At 63.7% G+C, this 19,146-nt stretch carries 16 protein-coding genes and 2 pseudogenes; 11 read left to right on the forward strand and 7 right to left on the reverse strand.

Features of this window, described 5'->3' with window-relative positions; translation table 11 throughout:
- Positions 1-396 precede the first annotated feature (396 nt).
- The 3 genes from mfd to Q0K00_RS08035 form a co-directional block, all read right to left on the reverse strand.
- Positions 397-3,843, reverse strand: coding sequence for a transcription-repair coupling factor (gene mfd / locus Q0K00_RS08025; RefSeq protein ID WP_297228446.1), 3,447 nt, complete (start codon positions 3,841-3,843; stop codon positions 397-399).
- A 287-nt stretch (positions 3,844-4,130) separates the two neighbouring features.
- Positions 4,131-4,454: an IscA/HesB family protein gene (locus tag Q0K00_RS08030; RefSeq protein WP_297228447.1), complete on the reverse strand. Its 324-nt coding sequence runs from the start codon at positions 4,452-4,454 to the stop codon at positions 4,131-4,133.
- An 18-nt stretch (positions 4,455-4,472) separates the two neighbouring features.
- The gene (locus tag Q0K00_RS08035) at positions 4,473-4,796 is read right to left on the reverse strand and encodes an IscA/HesB family protein (RefSeq protein WP_297228448.1); all 324 of its coding nucleotides are present in this window, start codon (positions 4,794-4,796) and stop codon (positions 4,473-4,475) included.
- A gap of 233 nt (positions 4,797-5,029) precedes the next feature.
- Between Q0K00_RS08035 and pyrR the strand changes: the two genes are divergently transcribed.
- The 8 genes from pyrR (at position 5,030) to Q0K00_RS08075 (ending at position 11,796) form a co-directional block, all read left to right on the forward strand.
- Positions 5,030-5,578, forward strand: a complete 549-nt coding sequence (gene pyrR, locus Q0K00_RS08040) for a bifunctional pyr operon transcriptional regulator/uracil phosphoribosyltransferase PyrR (protein WP_297228449.1) — start codon at positions 5,030-5,032, stop codon at positions 5,576-5,578.
- A 91-nt stretch (positions 5,579-5,669) separates the two neighbouring features.
- Positions 5,670-6,095 (forward strand): hypothetical protein, encoded by a 426-nt coding sequence (locus Q0K00_RS08045; RefSeq protein WP_297228450.1) that lies wholly within the window; start codon positions 5,670-5,672, stop codon positions 6,093-6,095.
- Between the two features lie 2 nt (positions 6,096-6,097).
- Positions 6,098-7,303 (forward strand): glutathionylspermidine synthase family protein, encoded by a 1,206-nt coding sequence (locus Q0K00_RS08050; RefSeq protein ID WP_297228451.1) that lies wholly within the window; start codon positions 6,098-6,100, stop codon positions 7,301-7,303.
- Between the two features lie 320 nt (positions 7,304-7,623).
- Positions 7,624-8,718 carry a YedE family putative selenium transporter gene (gene yedE / locus Q0K00_RS08055; RefSeq protein WP_297228452.1) on the forward strand — a complete coding sequence of 365 codons (1,095 nt, stop codon included), beginning with the start codon at positions 7,624-7,626 and terminating at the stop codon, positions 8,716-8,718.
- The gene (locus tag Q0K00_RS08060) at positions 8,718-8,930 is read left to right on the forward strand and encodes a sulfurtransferase TusA family protein (RefSeq protein ID WP_297228453.1); all 213 of its coding nucleotides are present in this window, start codon (positions 8,718-8,720) and stop codon (positions 8,928-8,930) included. Before yedE ends, Q0K00_RS08060 begins: the two co-directional genes overlap by 1 nt.
- 65 nt (positions 8,931-8,995) lie before the next feature.
- Positions 8,996-9,571, forward strand: a complete 576-nt coding sequence (locus Q0K00_RS08065; RefSeq protein ID WP_297228454.1) for a putative Se/S carrier-like protein — start codon at positions 8,996-8,998, stop codon at positions 9,569-9,571.
- On the forward strand, positions 9,559-10,446 hold the full coding sequence (locus Q0K00_RS08070) for an NAD(P)H-hydrate dehydratase (protein WP_297228455.1): 888 nt from the start codon (positions 9,559-9,561) through the stop codon (positions 10,444-10,446). Before Q0K00_RS08065 ends, Q0K00_RS08070 begins: the two co-directional genes overlap by 13 nt.
- A 627-nt stretch (positions 10,447-11,073) precedes the next feature.
- Complete coding sequence (locus tag Q0K00_RS08075) at positions 11,074-11,796, forward strand: hypothetical protein (RefSeq protein ID WP_297228456.1); 723 nt, start codon at positions 11,074-11,076, stop codon at positions 11,794-11,796.
- Between the two features lie 4 nt (positions 11,797-11,800).
- Here the strand turns inward: Q0K00_RS08075 and Q0K00_RS11845 are convergent.
- A pseudogene (locus tag Q0K00_RS11845) lies at positions 11,801-11,950 on the reverse strand (helix-turn-helix transcriptional regulator); the annotation flags it as partial.
- 120 nt (positions 11,951-12,070) lie between these two features.
- Here Q0K00_RS11845 and Q0K00_RS08080 point away from each other — a divergent pair.
- The 3 genes from Q0K00_RS08080 (at position 12,071) to Q0K00_RS08090 (ending at position 15,317) form a co-directional block, all read left to right on the forward strand.
- Complete coding sequence (locus Q0K00_RS08080) at positions 12,071-12,382, forward strand: hypothetical protein (protein WP_297228457.1); 312 nt, start codon at positions 12,071-12,073, stop codon at positions 12,380-12,382.
- Positions 12,383-12,713: 331 nt separating this feature from the next.
- The gene (locus tag Q0K00_RS08085; protein ID WP_297228458.1) at positions 12,714-12,953 is read left to right on the forward strand and encodes a hypothetical protein; all 240 of its coding nucleotides are present in this window, start codon (positions 12,714-12,716) and stop codon (positions 12,951-12,953) included.
- A 543-nt stretch (positions 12,954-13,496) separates the two neighbouring features.
- Positions 13,497-15,317, forward strand: a complete 1,821-nt coding sequence (locus Q0K00_RS08090; RefSeq protein ID WP_297228459.1) for a hypothetical protein — start codon at positions 13,497-13,499, stop codon at positions 15,315-15,317.
- A 476-nt stretch (positions 15,318-15,793) separates the two neighbouring features.
- Here Q0K00_RS08090 and Q0K00_RS08095 read toward each other — a convergent pair whose 3' ends face one another.
- The 3 genes and pseudogenes from Q0K00_RS08095 to Q0K00_RS08105 form a co-directional block, all read right to left on the reverse strand.
- The gene (locus Q0K00_RS08095) at positions 15,794-17,368 is read right to left on the reverse strand and encodes a lysylphosphatidylglycerol synthase domain-containing protein (RefSeq protein WP_297228460.1); all 1,575 of its coding nucleotides are present in this window, start codon (positions 17,366-17,368) and stop codon (positions 15,794-15,796) included.
- Between the two features lie 167 nt (positions 17,369-17,535).
- Positions 17,536-18,951: a Na+/H+ antiporter NhaC family protein gene (locus Q0K00_RS08100; RefSeq protein ID WP_297228461.1), complete on the reverse strand. Its 1,416-nt coding sequence runs from the start codon at positions 18,949-18,951 to the stop codon at positions 17,536-17,538.
- Positions 18,952-19,023: 72 nt separating this feature from the next.
- Positions 19,024-19,146, reverse strand: a pseudogene (locus tag Q0K00_RS08105) (D-cysteine desulfhydrase); the annotation flags it as partial.

Here is a 19,146-nt window from a genome sequence, read left to right on the forward strand (position 1 = left end):
CGCTCGCTTGTTGGTTTGTCTGGTAACTTCCAACTTACCGAATGAGGAAAGGGTGAACAACCTATCGGAACACAACAACTAGATAAAGCAAATAACCTGTACACGCTCCGCTTGCTTTGGGGGCGAGAGTCACCTTGCGCCCCCGCTCTTTCCCCGAATAAAAGCGCGCTGGGGAAGGGATGGGGGGCTTGGGGGGAAGGATGGCGGGAACGCCTTTTCTCGCTCCGCTGCGAAAAGGCTGGGCCCTCCCGCGCCTGCGGCGACCGAAAGGCGGCCCGCAGGGCCGTGCCCGTTGGCGACGCAGGAGCCTTACGGGCATCGACGCAGAGCGAGGGGTTCCCCTTCCCCCCAACAGGCATCGACAGCCCAAACACACAGCAAAAAGTGTCAAAGCCCCTAGCGGGGCAGGCGTGCGGTCTCCAGTTTGGCGCGGATGGCGTTCAGCCCCTCGCCCACGCTCATGCCCTGCGGCAGGGGGCAGAAGAGTCCGGCCGGGGGCAGCAGGCGCGCGCCGGGCGTCTCGGCGGCGAGGGCCACGAGTTTTTCCGGGGAGACGGCATCCTGTCCGTCCGCCCAGACCAGTTTGACATGATCCTGTGTGATGTCGGCGCGCTGGACCTGCATCTCGCTCAGGAACTGCTTGAAATCCAGCACGGCAAGGAAATTCTCCAGCTCCACGGGGAAGGCCCCGAAGCGGTCGCGCAGGGAGAGGGCCACCTCCTCGCGGGCGGGGCCGTCCACGGCGGAGGAAAGCGCCTTGTAGCAGCGCAGGCGTTCGCGGCCGTCGGCAATGTAGGTTTGCGGGATATGGGCGGGCAGGCCGATATTGAGTTCCGTTTCCGCCTGTATGGCCGCGGGCATCCCCTTGAGGCGGGAGACGGCCTCCTCCAGCATCTCCAGATAGAGATCGAGGCCCACGCGGCTCATGTGCCCGGACTGCACCTCGCCCAGGATGTTGCCCGCGCCGCGCAGGCGCAGGTCCTCCATAGCCACCTGGAAGCCCGCGCCCAGATAGTCCATATCCATGATGATGCGCAGGCGTTCCTCGGCCACGTCGGAAAGGCGTTCGGCGTCCGGCACCACGAAGAAGGCGTAAGCCTGACGGTCGCTGCGGCCCACGCGGCCGCGCAGCTGGTAGAGCTGGCCGAGGCCGAACATCTGCGCCTGATCCACCACGAGCGTATTGGCACGGGGGAAGTCCAGACCGGACTCCACGATGGAGGTGCAGACCAGCACGTCCAGCTCCCCGTGCCAGAATTTGTGCATGTTCTCTTCCAGCTCCACCTCGCCCATCTGGCCGTGCGCCATGCCCACGCGGGCCTGCGGCACGAGGTTGCGGACGTATTCGGCCACGCGCGGCAGGCCCTGTACCCGGTTATAGACCCAGAACACCTGCCCTTCGCGGGCTATCTCCCGTTCCAGCACCTGCCGCAGGACGTTCTCGTCCCGGCGCAGCACGGCCGTGGCCACGGGCTTGCGCTCCTGCGGCGCGGTCTCGATGACGGAGAGGTCGCGGATGCCGGACATGGACAGTTGCAGGGTGCGCGGGATGGGCGTGGCCGTGAGCGTCAGCACGTCCACGTTTTTTTTGAGCGCCTTGAGCTTTTCCTTGTGGCGCACGCCGAAGCGCTGTTCCTCGTCCAGGATGAGCAGGGCCAGATGCGGCAGGCTGACGTCCGCCGACAGCAGACGGTGCGTGCCGATGAGGATGTCTATCTGTCCGGCGGCGGCCGCGGCCAGCGTCTCTTTCTGGCGGGCGCGGGGCACGAAGCGGCTCAACAGGCCCACGTTGACCGGGAAACCGGCCAGTCTGGCCCGGAAGGTCTGGAAATGCTGTTCGGCCAGTACGGTGGTGGGACAGAGCAGGGCCACCTGCCGTCCTTCGGAGGCCGCGCGGAAGGCCGCCCGCAGGGCCACCTCCGTCTTGCCGAAGCCCACGTCCCCGCAGACGAGGCGGTCCATGGGTTCGGGCTTGTCCATGTCGTCCAGCACGTCCTGGATGGCGCGGGCCTGGTCCGGCGTCTCCTCGAAACCGAAGGTCGCCTCGAACTCGCGGTAGAGCTCGCCCGGCGGGTCGTAGCGGAAGCCCTTGGCCACCTTGCGGTAAGCGTACATCTCCACGAGGTCGGCGGCGATCTTTTCGATGGCCTTGCGGGCCTTTTCCCGCCCTCCGGCCCAGGCGGAGCCGCCCAGCTTGTCCAGCGCCGGTTCCGCGCCGTCGCCGCCCTTGAAGCGCTGCACCAGCCCCAGACGGTCCACCGGCACATAGAGCCGGTCCTTGCCGGAATATTCCAGCAGCAGGAAGTCATTGCCCGTGCCGTTGCGGTCGAGGCGCTCCAGACCGGCGAAGCGGCCGATGCCGTAATCCCGGTGCACCAGCAGGGCGCCGGGCTTGAGGTCGTCGAAGCTGTCCATGCCCCGGAAGGCACGGGAGGCCACGCGCGGCGTCTTTTCCGCGCGGGGATAGAGGATGTCCTCACCCAGCAGGAGGCTGTCGTCCCAGACGAGGTCCACGCCGCCGCGAAAGCCCGACACGAGGGCAAAGAGGCCGTGCCTGTCCGGGGCGTAGCGCAGGGCCGGGACGATGCCGTCCTGTTCGGCCAGTTTCAGGAATTTGTTGCGGCTGCGCTCGGAGGCGAAGCTCAGGATGATCTGCCTGCGTTCGCCCTGCCACTGCCGCAGGCCCGCGGCAAGCTGCTGCCACGGTCTGTCCGTGGCGCCGGGCTGGGGGAAAAGGTCGGTGAAGCCGTGCAGACGCCGTTCCGGCAGGGCCGTGCCCTGCTCTTCCACGCCCATGACCAGCGGTTCGGCAAAGATGGCGATCTTGTCCCGCCACGGGGCCGCCTGCGTATCCGGGCGCAGACAGAGGGACGCCGGCTGCGCCAGATCGCCGCTCTCCTCCTCCAGCCGCCGATGCAGCCGCAGGGCGGTCTCCCGCAGGACATCCTCCGCGTCCGCCCTGCCGGGCAGCAGCCAGAGCGTGTCCGCCGGGAGCCAGTCTTCCAGCAGGCTGGCGTCCTCGTGCAGCAGGCCGGGGAAAAGCCCGGCCCCGCCGCCGTGCAGGGCTTTCTTGAGGCTGTAGTGCTGGTTCTCGCTCAGGCGGCCCTGAGCGAACAGGCCGTCCAGACGCTCGCGCCAGCGCAGCATGTCCGCCGGGGCGCAGGTATGGGGCAGCACAGGCAGGAGGCCGCATTCCTCCAGTTGCCGGAGGGAGCGCTGGCTTTCCGGGTCGAAGAGGCGGATCTCCTCGATGATGTCCCCGAAGAATTCCAGTCGCAGCGGACGGGCATAGCCGGGCGGGAAGATGTCGAAGATGTCGCCGCGCCGGGCCATGTCGCCGGGACGGTTGACCAGCGGGACGCGCTCATAGCCCCACTCCACGGCCTGCTCCAGCAGGAGCTCCGGCGAGAAGTCCTGACCGCGGGCAAGGTCGAGCCCGGCCTGTGCGAAAAAATCTCGTGGCGGATGCCGCAGCAGCAGGCTTTCCGGCCCGGTGACCACGCAATGCGGCCCCTCGCCCGCCAGCGCGCGGAAGGCGGCCATGCCCGCGGCCCAGACATCGCGTCCCTGACGTATGCTCGCCGTATCGGGCAGCACGAGGCAGGGCGAGCGCCAGGCCGGACGTTCCAGCGGCGCATCCCCCACCGAGAGTTCGGGGACGAAGAGGGAGAACAGCGCGCGGGCGGCCTGGAGCTCGTCGCGGTCGCGCACGAGCAGGCAGGAGCTGCGCCCGGCGGCCAGCGCCTCGGCGGCCAGACGGCAGCGCGTGGCCAGTCCGCTGCGTTCGAGCCGCCACTCCCCTGCCGGGGCCTCAAGAAAGGGAAGGAGTTTTTCCGCGGTCATGAAAGGGAAATGCCTGGGCCGTGGCCCGTGTTTGTATCCTGCGGCTCTGCCGGGAAGCGGGGCACAGGCCCCGGCATGACGATGGCGGCGGGGACGGATGGAGCCGTCTCCGCCGCCGTACGTTCACGAGTCCCGCCCGGACGGGCAAGGGCCATGTCCGGCGCGGAGCGCTCCTGCGGCGCGGACGAGGGGCCGCCGACACCGGGAGCGCGGGCTTTCGGCCCGCGAGATGTCGCCGCCCGCCCGCGTCGTGACGGACGCCGTCCCTGTCGCGGACAGGGTCGGCATCAGTGCGTGCCGCAGGAGGTGCAGGAACCGCAGCTCCCCGAATCGCCGCCGGAAGCCAGCGGCACTTCGGGATCGAGGGTGAAGCCCATGTAGCTTATGCCGATGCTCACGCCCTTGACCTGAGCAAGCAGTTCCTTGTCGATGCAGAAGCGGAAACCGGCTTCTTCGATAACGTCGTCAGAATCGAGAGGCTCATCCAGAGCCAGCGCGAGGCGCGGGCCGCTTCAGCCTCCAGGGGCCAGGAAGACCCGGATGGTCTTCTTTTCCTTCCCGTCAAAGTAAGCTTCAAGCTCCTTGCGGGCGTCTTCGGATACGGTCAGCATATATACGCTCCCTATAGGTTAATGTGAGCCGCAGCCGCCGCAGCATCCGCCGCAAGCGCTGCCGCCCGTGGAAGGCAGGGGGTTCTTGGGGGTCAGCTCGAAGCCCAGCGGCGAAGCGTCGATGGCGACGGCCTCGACCTGATCCAGCAGTTCCTTGCGGATGCAGAAGCTGAATCCTTCGGCTTCCATGGACTGATCGTCCTCGCCGGGCGCGTCCAGAGCCAGCGCGAGCCGCGGGCCGGAGCATCCGCCCGGCGCAAGATAGATGCGGATGGGTTCGCGATCGCGGTCGGCAAAAAAGGCTTCCAGTTCCTTGACGGCCTGTTCGGTCAACGTGAGCATGGCTCCTCCGATGAAGTATTTTGCGGTCGTTGAGAAGTAAGTCCACTCCCGGCCCTTGTCAATGCGGCCTTGCGGCCGTCTTTTCAAGTCCGGGAAAAAAGTATAGATGAAGAGAGATGGAGACGGCGGTCGGGACGGGGCGGCATACGCTCCCCCGGCTGCCGTCCGTGCGGTCGGAGCCGCGCCGTGTCCGCATGGCCCGCTCCGGCCCCAAACGACCTCAAGGAGACCACATGAGCGCCCATGTCATCCTGAACAAGGAAGAGATTTCCCGCACCCTCGACCGGCTGGCCAGCCAGATCTTTGAGCGGCACGGCAGCTGCGAGACCCTCCAGCTCGTGGGCATCCAGCGCCGCGGCGTGGATCTGGCGCGCCGTCTGGCCGATCTGCTCTCCCGCCGCACCGGGCGGCCGCTGCCGCTCGGCTCGCTGGACATCAACCTCTACCGCGACGACTGGACGAGCCTGGAAGGCAAGCCGCATCTGGGACAATCCCGCATCCCCGCTCCCGTGGACGCGGCGGACATCCTGCTGGTGGACGACGTGCTCTTTACCGGGCGCACCATCCGGGCCGCGCTGGAAGCCCTGCAGGACTACGGGCGTCCGCGTACGGTGGAGCTGCTCGTGCTGGTGGACAGGGGCCACCGCGAACTGCCCATACAGGCCGCCTATGTGGGACGCAGCGTGGCCACCCGCCGCGAGGAGCGCATCGACGTGCTGATCGAGGAGCGGGACGGTCTGGACGAGGTGCGCCTTTCCCGGCCCGACGGGGACCGCGCATAGAACGTTTTGCCTTTGAAAAAGGCGGAATGCGAGGCGGCGGCACAGCGCCGCCCGTCACACGGTTGTTTTTCGCCGGCACGAAGGAAAGGATATGGCAGTGCATCTCAGCCGGATCAGCCCGGCAGACATGGCTACGGAATACGACAATTCTCATATGGGCGGCACGATGCTTACCCCGTGGCCGGAGACTCCCGGGGAGCGGGGGGCCGGTGACGACTCCGCCGCGAAAAAGGACAAACTCCCCAAGCTCTACGGATTCTTTGCCATCCTGGCGATGGCCTCGCTCGGCTGGGTGGGCTGGAGGGCCTTTTTCTCCCCGCCGGAGCTCGATGAGGAGGAAGAGACGCAGAGCTCGACGCGCGGCGGCACTTCTTCCACCCCGATCTTCATACCGGGCGTGAACAGCGCCCGTTCGGGGTCCGAAAGCCCCTCGTCCGGCTTCGTGTCCCCTTCGCGGCCGCGAGCCAACATCACGGCGCGCGGCGGCAGCTTCAGCGGCATGAGCACGGGAAGCTGAACATGGACCTGTTTCGCTTCCCGCCGTTCCCCGACAGTCTGTACGACGCCCTCGGCTACCCGAAGGAGGGGAAATGTTCGGACATCCTCATCATCTCGCGGGAGGAGGCCGACGCCTATTATGCCGCGGCCGAACGCTGCTTCCGGGACGTGGACAGCGCGGCGGAATACTTCATCGGCTCGCGCCGTCTGGACGAACTGGGCATCCCGGATTATGCCGTGCCGGTCATCGAGCGCACCTACCGCGAGTACATGCGGCATCCGCACATGCTGGGCCGCTTCGACTTTGCCGGGGGGCTTGACGGTCTGCCCATCAAGCTGCTGGAATTCAACGCCGATACGCCCTTTTCCATCTTCGAGGTCTCCTCGCTGCAATACGCGCTGGCGAAGCACCACGAGCTCGACCCCGATCATTTCCAGTACAACAGCCTGTTCGAGCAGCTGCGGGACTTCTTTCTCGACCTGCTCCCGGCCCATGCCGGACGGGGCGTCCTGTTCACCAACGCCGCCGACGGCGAGGACGATCTGAACACCCTCATCATCAAGGACGCCGCGGAGCACGCCGGGCTGACCGGGACCTATCTGCACTGGACGGACGTCTGCATCGACAGGGAGCGCGGCCTGTGCTCCGTGGACAAGAGCGGCACATATATCGAAAAGATATTCCATCTCATGATCAAGATGGTGCCCTGGGACCTCCTTTTCCTCGAGGACGAGCACATGGCCCGCGAGCTCCTGCGGAGCATGGAGCGGGACCCCGGTCTGGTGGTCTGCAACCCGCCTTACGCGGCCGTCTACCAGAGCAAGGCCCTGCTGCCCTTCCTGCGCCGCATCTTTCCCCTGAATCCCCATTTCCTGCCCGCCGATACCGCTCCCCTGCCGGGCGTGGATCAGGTCTCCAAGCCCATCTGGGGCCGCGAGGGCCGCAACATCACCTTCTGGGAAAACGGCGGGACCACCGCCGCCACCGACGGCTTTTACGCGCAACAGCCCTTCATCTATCAGCAAAAGGCGGAACTGGCCTGCGACGGCACGCACTATTATCAGGCGGGCGTGTTCATCTCCGCGGAAGTCCCCTGCGGCCTGGGCTTCCGGCGCGGCACGAGCAGGATCATCACCACCGACGACGCCATGGTCGGCCATATCGTCGATCACGGCGACATCCGCAACCGCCCGGCCCTGCGGCGCTATCTGATCTCCCTGAACTGACGCCGCCGGGCGGACGCCTTTTCCCGTCGTCCTCCTTGACCTTTCCTCCCGGCTTGCCTAAGCTTCTCTCGCCGCTCCCCCACGAGAGAGGGAGGGCGGACATCTTCGGAGGAGGCAGCGCAATGCCGTCGTATCGCAACTGACGCCCAAGCCTTCGCTCCACGGTGTGGAGCGTCTTCGGACGGAAGCGTCGGCGGACGGCCGCGAGCGACGCCCCTCCTCCCCGCCTCTGACCGGTCTTCCGTCCCCTTCGGGCTTTGACGCGACTCGCGCGCGGTCTCGTGCGCTGCCTTGTGTCATCCGCTTCACAAGGGGGTTTCATGAAAACCGGTTCCAACTTCTTCTCCACCACGACGGGCGTGGTCTGCACAGGGCTCGTCCTGGGCGCGCTGGCCATCCTGCTGCAACGCATGGGCAATCCCGGCAACATGGGCATCTGCGTCGCCTGCTTCAACCGCGACATCGCCGGGGCCATCGGCCTGCACCGCGCGGCCATCGTCCAGTATCTGCGGCCGGAGATCCTCGGCATGGTGCTGGGCGCGCTGGGGGCTTCGCTGCTCTGCGGCGAATACCGGGCACGCGGCGGCTCCTCGCCCATCGTCCGCCTGCTGCTGGGCATGGTGGCGGCCATCGGCGCGCTGGTCTTTCTGGGCTGTCCGTGGCGCGTCATCATGCGTCTCGCCGGTGGGGACGCCAACGCCCTTTTCGGGCTGGCCGGTCTGATCGTCGGCGTGGGCATCGGCACGCTCTTCTTCCGCCGGGGCTTCTCGCTGGGCCGCAGTCAGAGCCAGGCCAGGGTGAGCGGTCTCATCCTGCCCGGCATCATGCTGGCCCTGCTGGCCCTGCTCCTGCTCGATCCGCAGGTGGAGGGACAGGACAAGAGCGGCGTGCTCTTCTATTCCCTCAAAGGCCCCGGCGCGGCACATGCGCCCGTGTTCCTCTCGCTGGCGGCGGGCCTCGTGGTGGGCATCCTGGCCCAGCGCAGCCGCTTCTGCACCATGGGCGCCATCCGTGACGTGCTCCTTTTCCGGCAGTGGCATCTGGCGCTGGGCGTGCTGGCCATGCTGGTCTGCGCCCTCCTGCTCAATGCCGCGCTGGGCGGCTTCCATCCCGGCATGGAAGGCCAGCCCATCGCCCATACCGACAGCCTCTGGAACTTCCTCGGCATGGTCACCGCCGGACTGGCCTTCGCTCTGGCGGGCGGCTGCCCCGGTCGTCAGCTCTTCATGGCCGGTGAAGGCGACAACGACGCCGCCGTTTTCGTGGTCGGGCTCATCCTCGGCGCGGCCGTGGCCCATAATTTCGGTTTCGCTTCCAGCGCCACGGGCATAGGCCCCAACGGGATGCTGGGCGCGCTGGGCGGACTGGCCGTCTGCCTGCTCATCGGATTCTTCAACTGCAAGCGAGGCGCCTGATGGCTGAACTCATCGATGCACGCGGTCTTTCCTGCCCGCAACCCGTCCTCCTCTTCCTCACCGCCGCCAAAAAGACGCCCGGCGGCAGCTTCACCGTGCTGGTGGACAACGAGGCCAGTCGCGAGAACGTCACCCGCGCCGCCCGCAACGGCGGCTTCACGGTACGATCCTCGCAAGACGGGACGGATTTCCGGCTCGACATCAACAAATGACCCATGACCGCGCGGCGGGCGACGCATATCGTTCGTCCGCCGCGCGGCACACGACGAAAAACGCCATGCCGACCCTGTTCCAACGTCTCTCCTCCCTGCTGCGGCCCGCCGCCTCCCCCGGCGCGCGCACGGCCGCCGCTGCCGCCACGGCCCTGCTGGTCTTCGATCAGACGGGCGAGGTCATCCGGGCCGAGCGCCGCCTGCGCGAAGCCGGTTTTTCCGTGGAAGTCAAAGGCCCGCCGCCGCAATTGCGGACCGGCTGCGACATGGTCATCGCTTTTCCGCTCCTGCGACAGGCGGCCGTGCTGGAATGCCTGCGTCAGGGCGGCCCGGAGCCGCGTCAGGTGGCCGTGGTCACGGACGAGCTGCTGGAGCCCGTCTCCCTCTGTCAGGTCAAGCGGCTGGATCACTGGCTCATGGTGCGGGCGGCCAACATGAAGATCACCGTGGATACGCGGGACGGCCGCATCGTCAACATCTCCGGCGGCGGCTGTCCGGACGTGCCGTGGCTGGCGCACGAGCTGTGCGGTCGTCGGCTGGAGACGGCCGTCGAGCCGCTGCGGCTGGGCCAGACGCTTTGCTGCTACAGTCTGCAAAAGGCTTTTGAGGAAGCCCGGAGGCAACTCGCATGTGGTGCATAGCGGGCAGCGTACCGGACGCGGATTTTTCTCTGGCCCCGCCCGACGGTCCCCTGCGGCTGGACGGCGCGACCCTTCGCCTGCCCGACGGACGCGGCGTGCCTGTGGAACGCGGCACCCCAGCGCTGGCCGCCACCGCCCTGCTGGCCTGCGAGGCCCTCGGCACGCAAGCCCCCCGCGCCCTGCTGGCCGGGGACATCGGCACGGGCGACGGCAGCCGCCGCCTCTACGCCTGGCTGTGCGACAACGCCGCCCGCCTCGCGCCTCGTGGACTGACCTTCCATTACCTTTTCCCGGATGTGGACTGGCACAATCGCGTGCTGCTGGCCCTGCAGGCCCTGCCGCGGCCGCCGCTCATGCTGGCCGACGCGGGTTTCATGTACGCCGCCAAGATGAGCGGTTACGCCGACGCCTACGACCTCTTCACGCCCGACGTGGGCGAACTGGCTTTCCTCGCGGACGAGAAGGCCCCGCATCCCTTCTATACGCGCGGGTTCCTGCTGGCCGAGGATCACAACATCCCCCCCCTGCTCGCGCGGGTGCTGGCGCACGGCAACTGTCCGCGTCATCTGCTCATCAAGGGCGCGGCGGACCATATCGTCTGTGCGGGCGAGGTGCGCGCCGTCATCGACAGCCCGTCCGTCCCGGCTATGGAGTGCATCGGCGGCACGGGCGATATCGTGACCGGCCTCGTCACCGCCTTTGCGGCAGCGGGCTGGCCCCTCTGCGCCGCCTGCCTGGCCGCCTCCCGCACGGCGCGCCGCCTCGCCGCCCTCTGCGCGCCTCAGCCCGACACGCCGGTGGCCGACCTCATCCGCCGTCTGCCCGACGCCCTGTCCCCCGACTGGCTGCGGGAACTGGATGCCTGCCGCGACTGACGCGCCCAGAGCGAGTTTTTTTCAGGAGAACGACACGCAAAAAGGCGGGAGGGATCCCACCTTTTTACGTTGCCTGTGCGTGGGGACGGATGCGCCGCACTGTTTGTTTGGGGGGAAGGGAGGCCCCTCGCCTCGCGCGGGAGGGGCCTCCCTTCCCCCCAAGCCCCCCCATCCTTCCCCCAGCGCGCTTTTATCTTTTCACGCGTGTCGTCTTTGAAAAAAGACATGACGTGAGGCGGAGGCACCGCACCGCCCGCCCCAACTGGTCGAAAAGACCGCGTTTTTTCCGCGAAACGACAGGCTGTCTGGTGACTGTATGGTTTGAAACGCGAAGCGTTCCAAGCTGAAAATGCTCTCTCAGGGGGAAACGACGAGAGAGCGAGACCACCGCTCACCCCAGAGCAAGCCGTGCGTGATGCTCGCTCCATGTCATATCTCTACCGACACGCCCGGACCGCGCGCCGAGAACCTCCCTCCCGCCCACACGGCGAAAAAAATTTTTTTCGCCTGTTATTTCGGTCGACTGCGAGAATATTCAATTTTCATATAGAAATAACCGCGCCCTGTTGACGGCGGAGCCTTTTTGTCTGAAAGACTGGAATATGGTCATGTTTTTGGAGGTCTTTCATGCGCGAAACGCTTGCTCCCCTTCTTCTGCGTCTGCCGGAGGACATCCAGAGCGAAGCCGTTCTGGAATACCTGCGCCGTCTGCAACAGGACGGCGACGCCGGGCGTCTGCTGGCTGTGCTGGGGCATGTCCGGCGGCTTGACGGGTTTTTCCCCCTCAAGCTGGAAGCCGCCCGCCTTTTCCTGCTGTATCTGCTCTGGCGGGGAAGATACGGCAGGGCCGTGGCCGTCTACCGCTGTCTTGCCGCGCTGGAGGCCCGCACCGACCCGCGCGGCAGCCGCCGGACGGACGCCCTGTGGCATTTGTGCCGGACCATGCTGCCCCATGCGGCCTCCACGGTACGGAGCCTGTGGTGCGCCCTGCCCGGCCGCGAGCTTTCCGCCAACGCCCAGCATCTGTATGCGCGCGGCGGCGTGCTGCTGCTGGATGCCTTGTGCCGCAATGCCGACGGCGACGGGGCGCGGGAGGTGCTGCAACGTCTGCGCGAGCTGCGCCATCCCGTTTGCCGTGCCTCCCTTGCCGCTGCCGAGGCTATGTTTCGGAAAAGCTTTGCTGATTGGCCGGGCCGTCTTGATGGTCCCGGCTCTCCGGAGCCTCCCGACGGACCTGCACGTCCGCTTCCGTCTCCGCCTCCAGAAGGCGCAGCCGTTCCGCCTCGATCATGTCCACCAGACGACCCGGCGGCAGCCCCAGCGCCTGCGCCAGCAAAAAAACGGCGTTGAGGGTAGGACGATATTTCTTCTGCTCCAGCTGGAGCAGATACACTCTGTCGATACCGGTCAATGTGGCCAGTTTGCGCTTGCTCAACCCGGCATCCTCTCGCAGACGGGTCAACACGGCGGCAGTGGCTTCGGTAAGTTTCGGATGATCGTCCATCTCATCATGGTAGCAGCATCCATTGACTTGCCCATAGTGTTGGTATACTCAACAACTACGACCCCCAGCCTCACTGGGGCTTCACCATGCAACGCAACGAACACGTTCCGGGAGGGTCTCATGCGTGCATCTTGTATCCTCACCGCCCTTTGCGCCGCCCTCGCCCTTTCCGAGCTTGCCTGCGACGCGCTGGCCGCAGGCCGCTCCTATGCGCCGCGCCCCGGTCATGTGCGGCAGGCTGGCGGCAATGCCCGGCAGCAGTCCCGTCTCGAATATGACCGCGGTGGCCGCCGTCATTCACAGGTCGTGCGCCCGGGCAGCACGGCACATATCCCGCCGGACGCCCGCAATATCCAGGTAAACGGCCAGCAAGTCGCGCCCGGTAGCCGCGTCACCGTCAGCCCTCAGGGCAGCATGTTGCTGGAAGATTGAAACACTTTGCCTTTGAAAAAAGACAAAAGGCGAGGTGGCAGCAAAGTACCGTCCGGCCAAAAGTGGGTGGGAAAATCGCGTGTTCCACGAAACGACGGGACGTATGCTTTCAATGCAAAACCTTTCAAACGGAAAATGCGCTAATCGTCGTATCCCAGGAGATCGTCGCCGCACAAACCAACAAACAAGCGTCGAAAATGGTGGACACTCTCAAAAATGCCCAACTTTCCCTAGAAGCTGAGGATAAGAGTAACAATAGTAACAATCTCGTTGGAAAAACCCTTCACCTGACAAATATCTGTCCAACTTCTTAGCAAAAAGGAGATAGTCTATGGAAAAGTACTACCTTATCGCAGGTATCGCTGCTATTTTATTTTCGTTCTTTACAGGATTTAAAGCACGCCAGGCAAAGGGAAAAGCCATGGTAAACGATTTTTCTGTTGAGTTTGGTGGTGGAAGTTTTTTTGGGACGATATGGGCAAAATTAATGTACTTATTTTGGTGGATAGTAACTTTTGCATGTGTAGCAATTGGCCTCATCTTGCTGGGAGTATTTTCAAAAACAGCATGATACACTTTTGTTACAATTTCTATCGTAGGTAAGAAAATCAGCTTGTATAGCTTGATGCAAGAGGAGAGTCAGGTTAAGCAATCAGCTTTTTTGCGTCACGTCCTGGCCATGTGCGACCAGCCGGCGGCAATGCCCGCCGGCAGGTCGCGTCCGGCAGCCGCGTCATCGTCAGCCCTCTGGGCAGCATGTTGCTGGAAGATAAAAGGATCCCCGACACACTTTGCCCTTTCAAAAAGGGAACCGCGTCCTGCTGGAAGGACTTCTTGAATTTCGTCTCAGGAAAACATGGTCCCTTTGACATGGAGGAGAAGCAAACATTCCATTAGAGCATTTTCAGTTTGAAACGCTTCGCGTTTCCAACCATACGGCCTGTCGTTTCGCGGAAAAAGCGCGGTTTTTCCGCTTGGTTTGGGCCGGGCGGCGCTGTGCCGCCGCCTCGCATTTTGCCTTTTTCAAAAGCAAAATGCTCCAGGGGCAACTGTCATGATGCAGATGTAAAACCATTTAAATTTTTTGCGCACGCAAAAAAAGGAGACAGAAAAAATGGCTGAAGTCATCATGATGAAACATCCCCAGACAGGGGTCATCAAGAAAGGTTTTATCGGGTTCAGCTGGACCGTTTTTTTCTTCGGCTGGCTTGCCATGGTGTTTCGGGGAGATGTGATCCTTGGTCTTTGTCTTATCCTTGCAACAGCGTGCAGCCTGCTGTTCAACGAAACACAGTATCTGTTCGCACACTTGTTGTTACTTTGGCTTTTGCAGATTATCTTCGCGTTCACCTATAACAAAGCCTACACCCGAGGGCTGATCAAAAAGGGCTTCCGATTCAGCGATTCGGATGTCCGCAATCAGCTCGGCGCAGCCGCGATGGGGATGCCGCAGGAAGCCTGCGTTTTGGCTCCGCAGGCGAGCACGACGGGAACATCGCAGCCGGCAACGGCTGCGGAAAGCCTCACGGAAGCCGAAGATGCCGCTAAAGGGGATTTGTCGAAGAACATTCTTCCGGCCGATAGCGGAAAAGGGATCAGGAATCTTCTGATCATATCCTTTTTGGTGGTGGCTACTATCCTCGTACTCATCAAACAGGATGACATACAAAGCATGGTGGATAAGGATAAGGGAGATCCCGTCCCCACCACCTCAAAAGATGAAAAGATCAAGGCGCTGGAGAGCTTCTCCGGGGTATCCGACATTTCTCCCTTTGGTGAACTCCATGAAATATTCAAGTTCAACAGCCAATATACGGATGTGCAACGAGAGAACCGCTTGGGCGATCTGAAAGGAAAGGTGGTCAGATGGGAATGCACCGTGTACGAGGTGAACAAGATCGGAGACAGACGGTACACCGTCACCCCGAAACCGACAGACGGTCAAGTTGGCTTCATCCTCAATGTCATTGCCCGAAATGACGCGGAGGCCAGCTATCTCGAAAACCTGATGACAGGTTCCCCCTTTGCGTTTGTCGGCATGTTCAACGGTGAGGACTTCTTGCGCAGCCTCGTTTTGGATCCCGTCGTCCTGGCGCAGCCGCTTGGGCAGCAAAGGGAAGTGGCGGCCGAGCAGCGGGGAGAGGGCGGAACTCCCCGCCCCCAAATGTCAGAGGAGGACAGGGAGAGGCGCGTCTTGAAGGCGACGAGCTTGGATGAAAAAATCAAGGCGCTGGAGAGTTTCTCGGACCTGTCCGACATTTCTCCCTTTGGTGAACTCCATGAAATATTCAAGTTCAACAGCCAGTATACGGATGTGCAACGAGAGAACCGCTTGGCCGATCTGAAAGGAAAAGTGGTCAGCTGGGATTGCACCGTGTACGAGGTGAGCAAGATCGGGGACAGACGATATACCGTCACTCCAAAGCCCCAAAACGGTCAGGTCGGCTTCATCCTCAATGTCATTGCACGTAATGAAGCGGAGTCCCGATATATCGAAAACTTGATGACAGGTTCACCCTTTGCATTTATCGGCATGTTCAACGGTGAAGACTTCTTGCGCAGTCTCATACTGGATCCTGTCATCCTGGCGCAGCCGCTTGGTCAGCAGGCGGCCGAGCGACAGGGAGGTGGCGGGACTCATTCCCCCCAACTATCTGAGGAAGAAAAGAAGGGACGGGTTTTGAAAACTGTGACGATCTCCGCTGTATATATGGGCGTTGACGCAGATAATCCCGAATTTGATGCCTCCTATATTTTCCGCGATGCCGACGGCATAGAATACAATATCATTGGAACTCACGAAAATGCCTTCGAACTGGCCCCCTATCGTGGTCGTATGCTTAACATCACGTATACCATCGAGACCTATTACTATGAAGGCGGGGAAAACATGGCGCAAGGCATGTTTCTGCAACACTTTGAACCTGCGCCCTAATGCCCATCCGGTGAAGGATATGTTGTGCCTAGAGGAGACCATGTACGGTCTCCTCTTTTTTTGCGGCAGTAAGGACTTACGCTGACAGGAATCCGCTTTGCTGATTCGGCTTGCCTGATTACTTCAGCTGATGAGCTTTGCGGGCATCTGTTTGCAGAAGGAAAAGAGCTTTAACACATTGATGACCTTGTTTTACCCAAAGCTCATACCAGCTCCGGCACGACATCCGCTATGCCTTGTCGGCGCACCAAGAGCGGTAGAAGCAACGGGCTGAGGAAAACGACTATAACAGCGAGAAGCAATGCTGGTCCGGCAAAACCATTCCCATAACTATTTTGACAAGTGAAGTAGACACATCCTGTCGGGCAAGTGCATTTTTTTCTGTGCCTGCTCCGCAGATTCCTCTCCCCCCAAAAAAACGGCCCCCGAATCAAGCCGGGGGCCGTCCTTTTCTACTCGCTTGCGCGCGCCGCTCGTTACGCGTCGCCGGTCGCCTGCGCCTTTTGTTCACGCTTGCGCTTGTGGCGGCGCAGGCTCACGCGCCACAGCCAGCCCACGATGACCAGCGCGGCGATGCCCGCAAAGCCGAGCAGCACATGCGGCGCGTTGAATCCCTGATCGAAGCCCCAGCGTTCCGCCCGTTCCCAGTGCGGCGCGTAGACGAACCAGCCCAGCGCGAAATTGACCACCAGCACCCCGAAGGCGGCCCCCAGCCAGTACAGGGGGATAGGCTCTTCCCAGAAGAAGGACGAGCGGTAGAAGCGCCGCCGCCCCAGCACCACGGCCAGCAGGACCACGGCGCTCATGAGGGCGCACCCCCAGGAAAAGGCGTTGAACAGCGCCCCGGCGATGCCCAGCGCCAGCGCGCCCGCCGCCAGGAGATAGGCCCGCCGCTGCCGCCGTTCCAGCCCGTAGGAGACGAAGAGCAACGCCGCACCGGACAGCGCGCAGACGAAGTGCCCGGCCCCCATGAGCGCGCGCGGCAGGATCTCGCTCATGCGCGCCAGCGCGGCGGCCCGGACGGGCAGCGTCATGGAGACGAGCAGGAACACGCCCGCCGCGAAGGTCAGGTAGGCGGAAACGGAATGCGAGACGGCCGACAGCCAGCGCCCCGCCTCGCGCAGCATGTTGCGGCTCTGGCGGGCCTCGTAGACGGCCAGCAGCACCGCCGCCGCCAGCAGCGGCAGGATGTAGTAGATGAGGCGGAAGAGCAGCACCGCCGCAAAGACGGCCTGCTCGCGCGGCGTATGGGTCAGATGGAGGATGACCAGCTCAAAGACCCCCACCCCGCCGGGGATGTGGGTCAGCACCACCGCCACCTGCGCCATGAGGTAACCGGGCAGGAAGTCGATGAAGCTTATGCCGAGATCATGCGGCAGCAGCACATACATGCAGGACGCGGCGGCGATGAGATCCACCCCGGCCACGACCATCTGTGCCACGGCGAGTCTGGGCGCGGGGAAGACGAATTCCTTGCCGAAGATATGCACGGGCTTGCGCACGCGGAAGCAGAGCACGAGATAGACCACCGCCACGGACAGGAGCAGCACGCCGAGGACGCGGATGTCCTTGATGGGCATCTTGGCCAGCAACTCGTCCGGGATGACGGGCGGGGCCACCAGGAAGATGAGGCCGCTCAGGCCCAGCGCGCCCACCCAGAAGGTGACGGCCAGCATGAGCACCAGCCGCACGATCTCGGAAAAGGAGAAGCCCCAGGCCGAATAGAAGCGGTACCGCACCGTGGTGCCGCCCAGCAAGGCCCCGAAATTGTAGCTGACCGACTGTCCCACCAGCGAGACCAGCCCCACCCGCGGCAGGGGCAGGCTCTTGTGGATGGCTTTCAGGGCCAGCCAGTCATAGCCCACGAGGATGAGATAATTGATGACGGTCAGGAAGATGGACAGACCGATGCTGAAATAGGAGACCTGCTCGATGCTCTGCCGGATCTCTTCCAGGCTATAGGCCTTGAGCTTCTGATAAAGGAGATAGATAGCCAGCAAAAAAAGACAGCTGATCAGCACAGGGCCAAGATAGCGCAGATATTTTTTCATGGCGGCTCGAAGGGAACAGGTTGTTATGTATTGCATCACGGTTAGCGCATTTTCCCTTCGTTCGCAAGCCGGGGGGGCATTGTCGAAAGCCCCGCCCCATCAGACGATGGCGCGGGGCTCCAGGGGCGGGGAGGCGTCCCTTTCGCTCCCCGGACAAGGCGTCCGCTCTACAGCTCTTCGGCGTCGGGCTCCTCATCCCTGGCCATCCGGCGATTCCAGCCGGTCAGCGCGGAGAAGATGAGGACGGCCAGCAGCGCCCAGGAATAGGGATTGTACAGCGCGGCGCTGATGGAGGGCGGCGTGATCTGCCAGCTCTCCGCGGCGCTCACCAGCGCCCCGTACCATGCCGCCACGGCGATATGCCACGGCAGGATGAAAAAGATGGTGCAGACCGCGCAGTCCATCAGATTGGCGCGCCGGGCCGCCGCGAGGCCGAACCGCTCGCCCATGGGCCGCACGAGGGACGGCCCCACCAGCAGTTCGGCGGGCGCATTGGCCGAGATGGGGATGGAGGCCAGCACGGTGACGCCGATGATGAAGAGTTCCGCCTGTCGCACGGTGGCCACGATGCTCTTGTGCGCAAAGTCGAGGATGCGCTGCATGATGCCGCATTCCACGAGTATCTGCGTGACGGCCAGGATGAGGATGGCGAAAATGATGGCCCCCACCACCCCGTCGATGCCGGACTGGATGATGCCCGTGCTGCCGCCGGCCTTTTCGGGGATGCCGAAGATGTCCGTCAGCCGGATGTTGCCGATGAGTATGCCGATGATCGCCGCCGCCACGTTGCCGTAGACCAGCGACTCGATGATATGCCGCCCCAGCAGGGCGCTGGCCACCACGACGACAAGGGCGAGCAGCAGGAGCGCGCCCGCCGGATCGAGCCGGGCCTGGATCTCGGGCAGCACGCGCGCCTCACCGCCGCCGCCGAACACCAGGAAGATGACGGCGGATATGGCGGCCGCGCTCATGGACAGCGGGAAGCGGCTGCGCACCACGTCCTTCATGCGGGCGCCCTGCGTATAGGCCGAGACGATGGTGGTGTCGGATATGGGGGCGAGATTGTCGCCAAAGGCCGCCCCGGACAGGATGGCCGTCCCCAGCAGGGCCGGATCGCATCCCAGGAAGTAGCCCGCCGGGAAAAGCACCGGCGTCAGGGCGATGCAGGTCCCCGTGCTCGTGCCCGTGCCGAGCGAGAAGAGCATGGCCGCCAGGAACACCAGCAGCGTGAACACGCCGCCCTGCGCCCCGGTGGACATGCCCATCCACAGCAGGCCGTCCACCAGTCCCCCCGCCGCCATGAGCTTACCGAATACCCCGGCAAAGAGCCAGGCGGTCACGATGACGATGCCGGTCTTGTCACCGATGCCGCGCATGGCCGCACGGCAGAATTGCGCCTTGTCCTTCGCGAAGAACATCCCCACGGCCAGCGCCAGCCATGCGCAGGCCCAGAAGGGCTTCGTCCCTCCCCGTTCCGCGACGGAAAGCCAGACGAGACCGATGACGAGCACGAGCAGCGGGATCATGCCGCCCCAAAGCCCGCCGTACATCCGCAATGGTTCATTCTGTCGTTCATCCTGCATGACATGCTCCCGGGAACCGGCCCGCCGAAGCGGGCCGGGATGGTTTGTGAAGGCTATTCCCCTCTGCGGAGGCTATTCCCCTCTGCGGAAGGTATCGAGATAGGCATACAAGGCCGGAGAGCCGCCGGTGTGCAGGAAGAGCACATTGCTGCCGTCAGCGAAGTGGCCCTTGCGCACCAGGTCGATGAGACCGGC

Origin of the sequence: uncultured Desulfovibrio sp. (assembly GCF_944327235.1) — a bacterium.
Taxonomy (GTDB): domain Bacteria; phylum Desulfobacterota; class Desulfovibrionia; order Desulfovibrionales; family Desulfovibrionaceae; genus Desulfovibrio.